This is a genomic window from Labilibacter marinus, from assembly GCF_001659685.2.
Classification (GTDB): domain Bacteria; phylum Bacteroidota; class Bacteroidia; order Bacteroidales; family Marinilabiliaceae; genus Saccharicrinis; species Saccharicrinis marinus.
On the sequence record NZ_LXYE02000001.1, the window covers coordinates 91,510 to 105,385 of the forward strand.

Sequence of the window (13,876 nt, forward strand, 5' to 3'; positions counted from 1 at the left end):
TTTACATCCAACTTGCTACTTGGAGCTGACATAAACTAATCAGCCAGCTCCATTAAAACTACTCCATTTTTCACCTCGAATGTTACTTCGGAATCCTTTACTATCGATATCTCTTGAGTATAATAGTTTCTTAGTTTGGTTCCTTCGGAGAAAAAATCTGCAATATCAAAAGTTTGCCTTGGGTTTTCTGATAATCCTATGATGATTTTATCTATAGTATTTTCTCCTGTGTATGTTCTTCCATAGGTGAGGGAACTAAGTTGTGACTGATATCCGGCTCCAACAGCTATGTGCTTTTTTCTATAGTGCCCTATCGTTTGCCAATGTTTTAATACTGCTGTATTTGTGTTGTTCCAGTCATAATCCCCTCTATATCCATGTGTGGGGTCTGAGGCCTTATTCAGCACTTCCTCTCTGGCTACTTCATCGCCATAAAATATCTGAACTGCCCCCGGGCTAAGTAATAGCGCTGTGCCATTGTTAAGCATTTCGTTTGGTTTAGTATCTCTTTTGTAGGTGTTGTTTAAAAAGCTGAGCGTATTCCAGCCTTTCTGTTTACTGAAACAATCGGAATAATCTTGCCATACTTCTCCAATACTGTCTAGTTTATATTTTTTTGGAAAAGTAAAATTTACTATGGACTTAAAACCTAATTCGGCATATTTTTCATGATAAGAATAATCAGCACCCCAAATATCACCTGTCATCCAAAAGTCATCTGCCCATTGTGTGCATATATGCTCAGGATGATTACTTCTCCATTTTACTAATGCCTCATTACATTTTTTATGGAGCAACTCCCAGCTGTCATCGTCTACATTCTCCAGAACATCACATCTAAATCCATCAATGCCAAATTCTTCAACCCATGAAGCTAACCAGTTGGTCAAGTGCTCTGAAACAGGTGCTTGAAGGTTTTTTCGATATTTTATGGCAGATGGATTAACCCAAGCGTTATAATATCCACCATCGGTTTTCCATTTGTTTTTCATAACAGGTGGTAAACTAACATTCGTAGAGCTCTCTGTCCTATAGTCAGGAAGGCCAAAAATACTCTCAGTGAGTAAATTTTGATCAACTTCATGTTTAGATCGTATCCAATTATTGCCCCACCATTTGTTCCAACTCGAACTATCTCTATCTTCAAAATGAGAAAGATACTCGTAAGCATTATAGTGGGCTTTATCGGTATTGTTATTTAATCCAGAGGTATGGGCTGCAGCTTCCTCTTCTGAAATTTTTACTCCACCAAAATTATACTGAACGGCATCTAATAAGGTATGATAACCTGGGTGATTGATGCCTGCGTCCATCATAATTCTGATGTCTTTAGCATGCGCCAAATCAACAAAAGCCCTCATTTCATTAATGGTTCCAAAATTTTTATCCATCTGCGTAAAATCAAAAGGATAATAACCATGATAAGCATAATGCGGAAAGTCGTTAGTGCTTCCACCGCCTACCCATCCATGAATTTGTTCGTAAACGCCAGTTATCCAAATTACATTAATACCTAGCTGTTCAAAGTATCCTTCTTGCAGTTTCTGAGTAAGACCAGCTAGATCACCACCATGGAAAGTAGCCACATTTTTTGTTGGCGTGCCGTAATCATTTATTCTGCCATAATTGCTATCGTTACTGGTATCTCCGTTTAAAAACCTATCTATATAAACAAAATATACAGTGGCGTTTTTCCAAGAGAATTGGCCTGTGTTAACTTTTTTATTTTCTGATAAATGGCATGAGTTTAATAGTGCTAGAAAAAGAATAATTAGGATTGCTTTAATGGGGTTTAAGTTGGTGTTCATTATTTGTTTAGTTTTTTTAATATCATGTTGGTTAATAAGGCCTTGTTCTCTACTATATTCATGTTTTCATTTTCTGCCTCAAATGAAATTTTAAACGAATTATTGCCTTTCTTTAATTCAGTTTTAATTACATTGGTTTCGCCAATGCTAGCCCACTCGTTAATTCCTCTTTGCGGCATGACTATTGGAGCTTTCTTATTGTCATTTACCCATAAAGTTCTGATGGCGCATTTGTTATCCGTATTCCAAGGTCCATTTCCGTTGGTGTATTCAAACAGTATACTATACATTCCTTCTTGAGGAACTTTAACCGTCCAATCAATTGTTTTATTCTTTGTTTTTGAAATTTCAATGGCATTATCAGGAAATGATGCAGTGCTGATAGTTTTATCCTTAACAAACTGTTTAAGGTTGGTTTTAATTTCATTACCAATATAAATGGGCTCGCTAATGAATGAGTTTTTACCAGCTGCATCTATTGCAATAACCCCATACTCTCCGTTCTTTTTATCTGTATTGTAGCTAAAGTTTGAAGTAGTATTAACTAATTCTCCATCTTTATAGATATCATACGAACTTGCATCCTTCACAGGTTTCCAGGTTAGAGTTGAACCTTCAATATTAATTTCAGGAGTATGTAGATGAAAACTATTACCAACCATGTTAATGCGTCCATCGTTCTTCTGATTAGACATGGTTATCTCAATATGATGTTCTCCTTCTCCAATTAACGAAACAGCATGTTCGTTTTGCAATTGACCATCAACTTTAAACTCCGTAATTTTATTACCAAACCCACTTATGCTAATCTCAAATTGTTTATTTCTAATTTTCAGATTTGATAGTTGTAGCTTACCTTGGTATGATTCTGGTATAAAGGGTGAAAATTGCATGTTATTTTCAGGAGTAAACTTTATCCCAAACAGCACTTTATAAACCATGCCTAAATTTCCTGCTACACTCCATAACTGCCTATCAGAATTTAATGCAGTAATAAAGTCTCCATTATCTGCAACCATATTTTCTTTGTTCGTTAAAAATAGGGCGCTTGCTCTATAAAGGGAACTTAAGCCATGTTCTAAGGCTGTTTCGTTTTCTGCTTTAGCAGAGGCCATATTCCAATAGGCTTGTACAAAAGGCCAAATGCCATTGTTATGGTAAGCGCGTATATCTGGTATCTGCGGATAAACGCAAGGGGTACCCCATGTAGCAATAGGTGTATTTTCAATGACGGATAATGATTTTTCATCGGCTACATTGAATAAAACGGAAAAAGCTTCTCCTAAGGATTCTGATTTATCTGAAATGTATTCGGCATTGCGACCATAAATAAATTGCGCATAATAGCCTTTGTCGTTGAGCCAAAAGTGTTGGTTGATCGAACGTTTCAGTTCCTTTGCCCAAAGTTTATATTTGTCTGCTTCTTCATTTAACTGGCGAATTGTTGCCATTTGCGATAATATATCCAAGGCCTTGTAATGAACCATGTTGGTTCCTAAATTCATTGAATTGAAGATGTCCACATTATCCAGCCATGCAGGATATGTTTGTACTCTCCAATCTAAAAATGATGACTCACCACGATATAAACCATTGGCACTATTGTATACTACCTTTCGATCATCTTCAATGGTGTTTTTAATGACTTTGTAGCAGTATTCTAACCAGTCTTTATCTCCAGTGATCAGGTACACTTCCCAAGCAGCAATAGCCCATGTGGTTCTATCTGATGATACAGGCCAAGCTCCACCCGAACCTGTATCTTGAATAATTCGGTTTCTTTTTACTTTCTTTAATAAAGACACCCTGGCTCTTTCTACGTCAGCTATGCCCATTCCAAGATCGATGGCGTAACTCACATCACGTGTCCAAACGCCAGCCCATTTAGCTCCAGTTCTAAAAGTACCATCCGCTTCACTCAGTAACGCTGTTTCCTCCAAAGCCATATTATACAAGGCCTGCAACAGAGCATTGTCAGTTTTTAAGTTAGGATATGCAGATATATCTTCAGATAGTTTCCAACTTGGTTTTATAAATCGATCAGGATCGTGTGTGTTTATATTTAATGTCAACTTGTAAATATGATCACCATCCTTATCTTCTAGCATTACATCGCCAGGTAAATTTTCAAAGTCGAAACTTAAGGGGGTGACATTTCCAGCCACAAAAACACCTTTAAAGTCAGCCTTGTATATTTTGTCGCCATTTAAATCTTCATAAAAACCATCTTCTTCAAAGGCTTTAAAAACATGACGCATATCCAACTGAACTGTCAATGGTGTATTTATTTCTAAAGCTTCATTTAAACCAGCATTTTCATCTTTAAACTGTTTGCCAAATGTAATAATAGGCGTAGTGTAATTTCCATTTTCAGGTTTAACAACAATCTGATGATTCGTTGCAAACGGCAATTCGTTGTCCTTTTGGTTGATGCTAAACTTAAGTTCAATGGTTCTTTTTCTGGCTTCATTGGCAGAGCTTAAGTAATTACTGGTCATTGAACCATCAGGAAGAACCTGAGCAGTATATTCTCCTTGAACAACTTTGTTGGTGTAAACGCTAAAATCTTTATTCTGATATAACATTTGAGATTCGTTTTTACATCCTATTAATGCAACTAAAAGGGCTAAGAAAGCTATGGCTTGTTTCATAATATGACTGTTTTCTTTAAGTGAGACTTATTCTGCTATAAATTCGATGGCGCAGCCACCTCCAGACGCGAGTTGTATTTGAATAGATTCTTTAGCAGATACTGCTTTTTGATATATTTTATGATCGTAAGGATTGTTCTCCCAATGGGCTTCTTTACCATCTTGATATATGATGGCTTGATATGTTTTTCCCTCTTCTAAAAAGTCCAAAGTAATTTCGAACTCTCGGCCTTCTTCATTGGTAATAGAACCTAAATACCAATTGCTGCTTTTTCTGTCTTTTCGTGCTATGGTGAAGTATTCGCCAATCTCTGCATTAAGCACTTTTGAATACTCCCAATCAACAGGAACAGATTTGATAAACTCAAACATTTCTGGATGTCGCTTATAGTGTTTAGGTAAATCACAGGCCATTTGCACAGGAGAATATATAGTTACATACAATGCTAATTGTTTAGCCAGCGTGGTTGATACTCTGCTAGGGAACCCAGGCTCTCTGTATTCTTCGTAGGTCATTTGAAAAGCTCCTGGCGTAAAATCAGTTGGTCCAGCTAGTCCTCGTGTAAAAGGAATGATGGTAGTGTGATTTGGAGGGTTTGAAGGATTTGCCCAAGCATTGTATTCTTGTCCACGAACACCTTCACGTGATAGAAAATTGGGGTAAGTTCTTCGTAAACCGGTTGCTTTAATGGGCTCATGAGCAACCACTGCTACTTTGTTTTTTGCAGCCAGCTCAAGGGCGCGTTGATAATGGTTGACCATCCATTGTCCATGATGATATTGACCATTGTCTATTTTGCCTACATATCCTGTTTTAACTGCTTTTATACCTAAGTCACCGTAAAACTCAAACGCTTCTTTCATCTGAGGTTCGTATTCGTATGCAACTTTACCGCCTGTTTCATGGTGACCAATGATGGTCATATTATTGTCCTTGGCATACTGTTGTACTTTTTCAATATCAAAGTCGGGGTATGCTTTAGTAAAATTCCAATTGCTCCAGGTTTCCCACCCTAGGTTCCACCCTTCAATTAACAAACCCCTAAAACCATTTGCCGAAGCAAAGTCAATCATTTCCATGGCATATTCTGTGGTAGCTCCGTGGTTCGCTCCTGCATGCCAGGTTTTAGTATTCAGATGCATGTCCCACCAAATTCCCATATAGCGCATAGGTTCAATCCAGTCAGTTTGCTCTAGCTTATTAGGTTCGTTGAGGTTTAAAACCATGTCCGATTCTATTAAATCGCCTGCATTGTTGCCCGTAATAATCACGCGCCATGGGGATTTTAGAGTTTTTTCGGACTTCACCTTAATGCCATCTGGCCACGGTACAAGGTCGCAATCAAATCCTTCACCATTGTTTTTAAGTGTCATTGAAGCGTAATCAACTAAAGCAGCTTCGTGTATAGAAATGTGTTTACCACTTTTAAACTTGGCCGTTATTGGAGTATGAGCAGTATCAATTTTTGCCAGTTTGGTTTGGTTATATAATAACTCATAGCTATCGTAATCCGCATGTATCCACCAATAGTCTCCTTTTTGAGCCATATTAAACTGAGATAGTTCTTGTGTTAAATGGAGGCTATCAAGCTTTTGTTCAGGAACTATGTATCTGTACGCTACTCCATCATTAAAGGCTTTGAAATGAATTTCAACTATATGTTTGCCCGATTTGGCTTCTAAACTTAAAAAGTGATGATTATCTTTTATTATTTTGTTCTCTCCCCATATGGTTTCCCAGCTTGAGTTATTGTAAGTTTCAGAGATGACGCTTAATTTGTCGAAAGTACTTAAATCAACTTCTTCAAAAATTAAACCAAGTCTGGAAGGAGAAATCAGTTGCTCCCCATCTTTGCTTACGGTATAGCTTAGTTTTCCGTTGTTAAAAAAAATGTCAACTTGATTGCTAGTATCTGGCGATGATAATGAATAACGATTGTTCGATTGACAAGCGCTCAGTATAAGCAATAATAAAATGGATACAAAGGATAGTAGTTTCATGCGTAATTTATCTTGAAGTGGATATTTATCAATACATCAAATAAAAATGAAATTTCACCTTTTTAATAAATGTATAAAAAAAATATAGAATAATAAAAGTGAATTGTATTGTAAGTTAGGTAGATATGTCCGTAGCTGTAGATTTTAATATAGATGCTATAAAGACGAGTTGGTGCATTTTTAGGCTTGATTTTAAATAAGGTGTGATGTAGTTAGTATGTGAGAGCCACTTTAGTATTAACTTTGAGGTCTATGTTATATGTTGAATAAAAGTTGAAGATGACTTCACCCAATTTTTATCATTAAGTAAAAAGTCAATGAATCAAAATAAACTAAAACCCATCATGTTTGTGGGTACCTGTTCAGATGCTGGTAAAAGTATGGTTAATGCAGGTTTTTGCAGAGTGTTTCAGCAAGATGGATATCATCCAGCTCCATACAAGGCACAAAATATGTCTTTAAATAGTTATGCTACGCCAGATGGATTGGAATTAGGTAGAGCGCAGGCCGTTCAAGCAGAAGCTTGTAAGTTAGAACCTGAGGTAGATATGAATCCAGTTTTATTAAAACCAACAGGTGAGCTTAAATCGCAGATTGTTTTGTTAGGGAAGCCTGTGGGTGACCAATCTGCGTATGAATATTTTCAAGAAAATGATAGGGTTGAGCTATTTGATGCAGCTTATGATTCTTTTCAAAAGCTAGATAAAAAATATAGTCCCATTGTTATGGAAGGGGCAGGAAGTATTTCTGAACTTAATTTAAAGAAAAGAGACATCACTAATATGCGAATGGCTTTGAGGGCAGGAGCTGATGTTTATCTTATTTCGGATATAGATAGAGGTGGAATTTTTGGAAGTGTATATGGAACCATTGCGCTATTAACCCCAGAAGAGAAAGCCGCTGTTAAAGGAATTATAGTAAATAAGTTTAGAGGAGACGCTCGTTTATTTCAGGAGGGAAAAACTATTTTGGAAGAGATTACTGGGGTAAAAGTGGTTGGTGTTTTGCCATATTTTCAAGATTTATATATTGAAGAGGAGGATTCAGTTAGTTTAATTAATAAAAGAACACATGCTGTTTCGGGTAAGGTAAATGTGGCCATTGTAAAGCTAGCGCAATTATCCAATTTTACTGATTTTAATGCCTTATCCATGCATCCTGAGGTTAATTTATATTATACCTTGGATAAGTTTGAATTAAGAAATGCAGATATAATAATAATACCAGGTTCTAAAAATACAATTTCCGATTTAAACACTTTAAGAGAGTTAGGTATAGATAAGGAAATCCACGGCGCTTATAAAGCAGGTAAAACGGTCATTGGTATTTGTGGAGGTTATCAAATGATGGGAGAGTCCATTCAGGATCCGCATGGAGTAGAAGGGGAGCAAAAGCAGATTGAAGGATTAGGACTGTTGCCCGTTGAAACCATCATGGAAAAGAATAAAGTAACTGAGCAAGGTGCTTTCTATTTTAGAGGAAGTCAGGAGTTGTGCGAAGGTTACGAAATTCATATGGGTAAAACCATTTCTACGAACGCTGAGTATGAAGCAGTAAACGTACTTTCGGATGGAAGTAGCGATGGTTGCTGGAAGAATGAAAATTGTTGGGGTTCGTACTTTCATGGTATTTTAGATAATCAAGTTGTCATTAATGAGATACTAAAAAAGTTTAATGCATCGATAACTGATTTTAATTACAAAAGGTTTAAGGAAGAAAACTACGATAAATTAGCTGAACACATTCGCGAGTATATGGATATGGAGTATATATATGCTTCTCTAAAACGCTAATATGCTTTTAAATTGTAAGTAAATATTTCAGGATGAAATTTATTTTATTGAAGTTGTCAATATTAATGGTGTATGAAGTATGATTTCAATTTGAAACATTACATTTGTCGCTTTCAATGATGCTTATCATGTAACTATTTTTAGTGTGGGTTTTTATCATTGTAAATTATTGTAATTTAGACAGAAGCAATTTTGTGGGAAAAATATTATAAATTGCTAAAAGTCATGATTTAGGTATGTTGAAATATTTAATTTTGATTCAAAACAAACACAATTTAAAAGTATTGCCATGGATGCAAAAATAAAAGAGTTCATAGATGGTGTTAGGATGAAAAATACGGGAGAAGATGAGTTTTTACAAGCTGTTGAAGAAGTGGTTGAAACAGTTTGGGATTTTTATCGCGAAAATCCGCACTATCAAAAGGCAAAGATTCTTGAACGCATGACGGAACCAGAACGTGTTATCATGTTTAGAGTGCCATGGGTAGATGATAGTGGAGAAGTACAAGTTAATCGAGGATATAGAGTAGAGTTTAATAGTGCCATTGGACCATATAAAGGTGGACTTCGTTTTCACCCCAGTGTAACATTAAGTGGATTGAAGTTTCTAGGATTTGAGCAAACTTTCAAAAATAGCTTAACCAGTCTTCCTATGGGAGGTGGTAAAGGAGGTTCCGATTTTAACCCTAAAGGTAAATCTGACAACGAAATTATGCGTTTCTGCCAGGCTTTCATGAGTGAACTTTATCGTCATATTGGTCCTAATACTGATGTTCCAGCTGGAGATATTGGTGTAGGTGGACGTGAAATAGGCTATTTATTTGGTCAGTATAAGAAATTGAAGAATGAGTTTACTGGCGTTCTTACAGGTAAAGGACAGGAGTTTGGGGGGAGTTTAATTCGTCCTGAAGCAACTGGTTTTGGTGCTATATACTTTGTGCGTGAGATGCTGGCTTTAAAAGGCGATTCTTTAAAAGGTAAAACTATTGCGCTTTCTGGCTTTGGAAATGTAGCCTGGGGGGCAGCCATTAAAGCAGTTGAGTTAGGTGGTAAAGTAGTTACTTTATCAGGACCTGATGGTTATATTTATGATCCAGAAGGAGTGTCAGAGGATAAAATAGAATTCTTATTAGAATTAAGAGCATCTAATCAAGATATTATTCAACCATATGCCGAAAGATATGGAGTTGAGTTTTTCGAAGGTAAAAAACCTTGGGAACAGAAAGTGGATATTGCTATTCCGTGTGCTATTCAAAATGAGTTGAACGAAGAGGATTGTAAAACGCTTATTGCTAATGGTTGTGAGTTAATTGCTGAGGCTTCTAATATGGGTTGTACTGCTGATGCTGCATTCCTGGCCACAGAAAAAATTGCTTTTGCACCAGGTAAAGCGGTAAATGCTGGAGGTGTAGCTGTTTCGGGTTTAGAGATGAGTCAAAATAGTATGCGATTAAATTGGAATGAGCAAGAGGTGGATCAGCGATTAAATGATATCATGAATAATATTCATAAAGTTTGTGTTCAGTATGGAACCGAGCTCAATGGGAAAATAAATTATATCAAAGGAGCTAATGTAGGTGGTTTTGTAAAAGTAGCAGATGCCATGATTGCTCAAGGAGTTGTATAAATTTACTTAGAATATAATTATACATAGTACAAAACCTTGAGTAGATGATATCTCTATTCAAGGTTTTTTCATTAAAAAAACTTAAATGCCAGAGTCTGTTTAAAATTCAAGAGGCTTATTTATTAGCTTTGAGTTTTAAATATTTAGATTAAGAAAATGTCGATAATTGATACGCACTCCCATATATATTCAGAACAATTTGATGAGGATAGGGATGAGATGATTCACAGAGCTTTTGAGGCTGGAGTTGAATATATATTAATGCCCAATGTTGATGTGGAGTCAATAGATGCCATGTTAGCTATAGAGGATAAATATCCAACGCAATGTATTTCTATGATGGGCTTGCATCCTACTTCCGTAGACGAAAAATACCAAGAGCAGTTAAAAATCATGAGGTCATGGTTTGATAAGAGACGTTTTTGTGCTGTAGGCGAAATCGGGATCGATTTATATTGGGATAAAACATTTTTATCGGAACAAATTAAGGCATTTAAAACTCAAATACAGTGGGCTATTGATTTGGATTTACCGATAGTAATTCATGCAAGAGACGCCTTTGATGAAATATTTGAGGTGTTAGATAATATGGATATTACAGGGCTAACGGGAGTGTTTCATAGCTTTACTGGTAATATTGAACAAGCGAAAAAGGTACTTTCGTATGGGTGTTTTAAGATGAGCATAAATGGAGTGGTAACCTTTAAAAACTCAGGATTAGGAAAAGTAGTGGAGCAATTGAGTATTCAAGATTTGGTGTTGGAAACGGATGCACCTTATTTAACGCCAACTCCTTTTAGAGGAAAAAGGAATGAACCTGCCTATACTGATCTAGTATCAAAAAAGCTGGCAGAACTATTTAATATGTCTCAAGATGAGGTAAATTCAATTACATCAGCATCTGCAAAAAGCTTATTTAAATTAAAGTAATAATTAGGAGGGGAAGATTTTGAAACGAAAAGTACTTATAATCTATACGGGTGGAACCATCGGAATGGCCAACGACCCAGAAACTAACTCACTTGTGCCCTTTGATTTTTCGATGATTGAGGAGAAAGTGCCTGAGTTGAGACGTTTTGATTTTGAGGTAGATAGTACATCTTTTAATCCAATAGTAGATTCTTCTGATATGAATCCTGAAATATGGGTTAAAATCGGTACGATTATTGAAGAGAGATATGCAGTGTACGATGGCTTTGTGGTACTACACGGAACGGATACTATGTCGTATACGGCCAGTGCTTTAAGCTTTATGTTTCAAAACTTGAGTAAGCCAGTTGTTTTTACGGGTAGTCAGTTGCCTTTAAGCACTATTCGTACGGATGGAAAAGAAAACCTAATTACAGCGTTAGATATTGCCTCTACCTATCAGGATGGAGTGGCTATGGTACCAGAGGTTTGTATCTTCTTTCAGGATAAATTATTTAGAGCTAACCGAACCACCAAATATAACGCGGAACACTTTAGAGCATTCCGATCAGATAATTATCCACCATTAGCAGAGGTGGGCATACATATAAAATATAACGACCCGTATATACAAAAGACCAAAGAGGGAACAGTGTTTTCTGTAAGTAAGAACATGGATAACAATGTTGGACTTTTGAAATTATATCCAGGTATGAATTATGCTTTTTTAGAAACGATGTTAACAACACCAGGACTTAAAGCATTGGTTTTAGAAACCTTCGGTTCGGGGAACGCACCTACCGATAAACGTTTTTTGGGTATCATTGAAAAAGCAGTTCAAAATGGGCTCATTATTTTAAATGTTACGCAGTGTTTAGCAGGAAGTGTTGCCATGGGAAGGTACGAAACTGGCATTCATTTGCTTGAAATGGGTGTTTTTAGTGGTGGAGATATAACTACTGAAGCAGCACTAACAAAGCTTATGTATCTGTTAGGTAATGCAATAAATACTGAGGAAGTGAAGATATGTTTAAATAAATCACTAAAAGGGGAAATCTATATTTAAACAGTTTGTATTTCCTGATTTTTTTGTATTTTGCACACCTGAAAATCTAAGAATTTCAATTATTAACTTGTTTATTGCTTTAAAAAGGGAATTAATAGCAATTAAACTTATAGTATTAACAAACTAATACAAATCAAAAAATTTTTACAGACTATGAAAAAGCTATTTGCGTTTTTTGCAGTTTTTGCGATGATGACTCTTGGAGCATCAACCATTTATGCTCAGAATGATGCTGGTGAACCAGCAGAAGGTGATTCAACAACAGTTGAAGAAGTTGTAGAAACAGAAACTGTTGTAGAAGAAGTTGCAGCAGACGAAACAGAAGCTGAAGCTCCTAAGGGAATTCACAAACAAATCAAAGCTAAGTTTATTGAAGGTGGTGCAGCTTTCATGAGCTTTGTACTTTTAGCATTAATCTTTGGATTGGCTTTATGTATTGAAAGAATCATTTATTTGAATCTTGCATCAACCAACACAAAGAAATTACTTCAAGCAATTGAAGATGCGTTAAACGAAGGTGGTGTTGAAGCTGCTAAGGAAGTGTGTCGTAACACAAGAGGTCCTGTTGCTTCTATCTTTTACCAAGGTTTAGACCGTATCGACGAAGGTATCGAAGTAGTTGAAAAATCAGTTGTAGCTTATGGCTCAGTTCAAATGGGTCTTTTAGAAAAAGGTTTAACTTGGATTTCTTTATTTATTGCTCTTGCTCCTATGCTTGGGTTTATGGGTACAGTAATCGGTATGATCGACGCTTTTGATAAGATTCAGGCTATGGGTGATATCTCAGCAACTGCAGTAGCAGGAGGTATTAAAGTAGCACTTATTACTACTGTATCTGGTTTGATCGTTGCTATCATCCTACAAGTATTTTACAACTACATCGTTTCTAAAATTGATGGTATTGTAAATACAATGGAAGATGCTTCTATCTCTCTATTAGATATCTTAGTAAAATACAACATGAAAAAATAATTAGAACATGACTAAGCTTACAAAAATATTAAGTTTCGTACTATATGCTTTGTTAGCTGTAACAGTGGTGTTAACAATTATGTATTTTACGGGAGGAGAAATTCCTGGAGAAACATATGAAACACCAGTTTACACTGACTTATTTTTGAACTGGGCTAAATTTCTAGTAGTAGCTACTGCTGGTATTACTGTTTTGTTCGAAATCGTTAATGTAGTATTGAATCCAAAAAATGCGATGAGAAGCCTTATTTCAATTGCTGTTTTAATAGTAATTGCATTAGTTTCTTATAGCCTTGCAGACGCTACGCCTTTAGCTTTAGGTGGATACGAAGGAGAGGATAATGTTCCTTCGATGCTTAAATTAGCAGGTGCTTTCTTATATGGTACTTATGTACTTTTAGGAATTGTAGTTGTTGCTATCTTAGGTACTGAGGTCTCAAGAATTTTTAAATAATTAATAAATAGTTATTTATGGGAAAAAGAGATGTACAAGAGGTGAATGCTGGGTCTATGGCCGATATTGCATTCCTTCTACTCATATTCTTCCTTGTAACTACTACCATGGATACGGATACAGGTTTGGCAAGACGTTTGCCTCCTCCTGTTGAACAAGTTGATCCAGATACCCCACCAGTAAAGGAACGAAATGTATTTTCCGTTCTTTTGAACAGTAAAAATCAATTGTTGGTGGAAGGTAAACCAATGAGGGTAGAAGAGCTCAAGGATGCTACTAAAGAATTTATATTAAATGAAAATAATGCAGATAATTTACCAGAGTTTAAGGAAACAGAAGTTCCTTTGTTTGGTTTTATCCCAGTTTCAAAAGGTATAATTTCTTTACAGAATGATAATGGAACTCAATATCAACAGTATTTGATGGTTCAAAATGAACTTCAAAGAGCGTATAATGAGTTGAGAAATGAATTGTCTCGTAGAAAATTCCGCAAGGATTATGAAGAGCTTGAAGATGAAGAAAAGAAAGCGATTCGTACAATTTATCCTCAAAGAATTTCAGAGGCAGAACCTAAAAATATTGGTAAATAAATATT

General features: G+C 36.0%; 10 protein-coding genes. 7 read left to right on the forward strand and 3 right to left on the reverse strand.

Annotated elements, in window-relative coordinates:
• Positions 1–35 precede the first annotated feature (35 nt).
• Genes A8L32_RS00325 through A8L32_RS00335 form a run of 3 tightly spaced genes read right to left on the reverse strand, consistent with a single transcriptional unit; the run spans position 36 to position 6,460 of the window.
• Positions 36–1,808: an alpha-amylase family glycosyl hydrolase gene (locus tag A8L32_RS00325; protein WP_083631115.1), complete on the reverse strand. Its 1,773-nt coding sequence runs from the start codon at positions 1,806–1,808 to the stop codon at positions 36–38.
• Positions 1,808–4,459: an alpha-L-rhamnosidase-related protein gene (locus A8L32_RS00330; protein WP_075589710.1), complete on the reverse strand. Its 2,652-nt coding sequence runs from the start codon at positions 4,457–4,459 to the stop codon at positions 1,808–1,810. The genes A8L32_RS00325 and A8L32_RS00330 overlap by 1 nt, the downstream gene beginning before the upstream one ends.
• A gap of 27 nt (positions 4,460–4,486) precedes the next feature.
• On the reverse strand, positions 4,487–6,460 hold the full coding sequence (locus tag A8L32_RS00335; RefSeq protein ID WP_075589711.1) for a glycoside hydrolase family 97 protein: 1,974 nt from the start codon (positions 6,458–6,460) through the stop codon (positions 4,487–4,489).
• Positions 6,461–6,777: 317 nt separating this feature from the next.
• Here A8L32_RS00335 and A8L32_RS00340 point away from each other — a divergent pair, with 317 nt between their 5' ends.
• The 7 genes from A8L32_RS00340 (at position 6,778) to A8L32_RS00370 (ending at position 13,871) form a co-directional block, all read left to right on the forward strand.
• Positions 6,778–8,253 carry a cobyric acid synthase gene (locus A8L32_RS00340; protein WP_075589712.1) on the forward strand — a complete coding sequence of 492 codons (1,476 nt, stop codon included), beginning with the start codon at positions 6,778–6,780 and terminating at the stop codon, positions 8,251–8,253.
• 289 nt (positions 8,254–8,542) lie between these two features.
• The gene (gdhA, locus tag A8L32_RS00345; RefSeq protein ID WP_075589713.1) at positions 8,543–9,880 is read left to right on the forward strand and encodes an NADP-specific glutamate dehydrogenase; all 1,338 of its coding nucleotides are present in this window, start codon (positions 8,543–8,545) and stop codon (positions 9,878–9,880) included.
• 156 nt (positions 9,881–10,036) lie between these two features.
• Complete coding sequence (locus A8L32_RS00350; protein WP_233145434.1) at positions 10,037–10,810, forward strand: TatD family hydrolase; 774 nt, start codon at positions 10,037–10,039, stop codon at positions 10,808–10,810.
• Positions 10,811–10,829: 19 nt separating this feature from the next.
• On the forward strand, positions 10,830–11,855 hold the full coding sequence (locus A8L32_RS00355) for an asparaginase (protein ID WP_075589714.1): 1,026 nt from the start codon (positions 10,830–10,832) through the stop codon (positions 11,853–11,855).
• 153 nt (positions 11,856–12,008) lie between these two features.
• On the forward strand, positions 12,009–12,827 hold the full coding sequence (locus tag A8L32_RS00360) for a MotA/TolQ/ExbB proton channel family protein (RefSeq protein WP_075589715.1): 819 nt from the start codon (positions 12,009–12,011) through the stop codon (positions 12,825–12,827).
• Positions 12,828–12,834: 7 nt separating this feature from the next.
• Positions 12,835–13,281, forward strand: coding sequence for a hypothetical protein (locus tag A8L32_RS00365; RefSeq protein WP_075589716.1), 447 nt, complete (start codon positions 12,835–12,837; stop codon positions 13,279–13,281).
• 17 nt (positions 13,282–13,298) lie between these two features.
• Complete coding sequence (locus A8L32_RS00370) at positions 13,299–13,871, forward strand: ExbD/TolR family protein (protein WP_075589717.1); 573 nt, start codon at positions 13,299–13,301, stop codon at positions 13,869–13,871.
• Positions 13,872–13,876: the final 5 nt, after the last annotated feature.

Bases quoted from the DNA above. Each gene is read 5' to 3' on its own strand.
- A8L32_RS00325 (WP_083631115.1), bottom strand. From the start codon at position 1,808: ATGAACACCAACTTAAACCCCATTAAAGCAATCCTAATTATTCTTTTT.
- A8L32_RS00330 (WP_075589710.1), bottom strand. From the start codon at position 4,459: ATGAAACAAGCCATAGCTTTCTTAGCCCTTTTAGTTGCATTAATAGGA.
- A8L32_RS00335 (WP_075589711.1), bottom strand. From the start codon at position 6,460: ATGAAACTACTATCCTTTGTATCCATTTTATTATTGCTTATACTGAGC.
- A8L32_RS00340 (WP_075589712.1), top strand. From the start codon at position 6,778: ATGAATCAAAATAAACTAAAACCCATCATGTTTGTGGGTACCTGTTCA.
- gdhA (WP_075589713.1), top strand. From the start codon at position 8,543: ATGGATGCAAAAATAAAAGAGTTCATAGATGGTGTTAGGATGAAAAAT.
- A8L32_RS00350 (WP_233145434.1), top strand. From the start codon at position 10,037: ATGTCGATAATTGATACGCACTCCCATATATATTCAGAACAATTTGAT.
- A8L32_RS00360 (WP_075589715.1), top strand. From the start codon at position 12,009: ATGAAAAAGCTATTTGCGTTTTTTGCAGTTTTTGCGATGATGACTCTT.
- A8L32_RS00365 (WP_075589716.1), top strand. From the start codon at position 12,835: ATGACTAAGCTTACAAAAATATTAAGTTTCGTACTATATGCTTTGTTA.
- A8L32_RS00370 (WP_075589717.1), top strand. From the start codon at position 13,299: ATGGGAAAAAGAGATGTACAAGAGGTGAATGCTGGGTCTATGGCCGAT.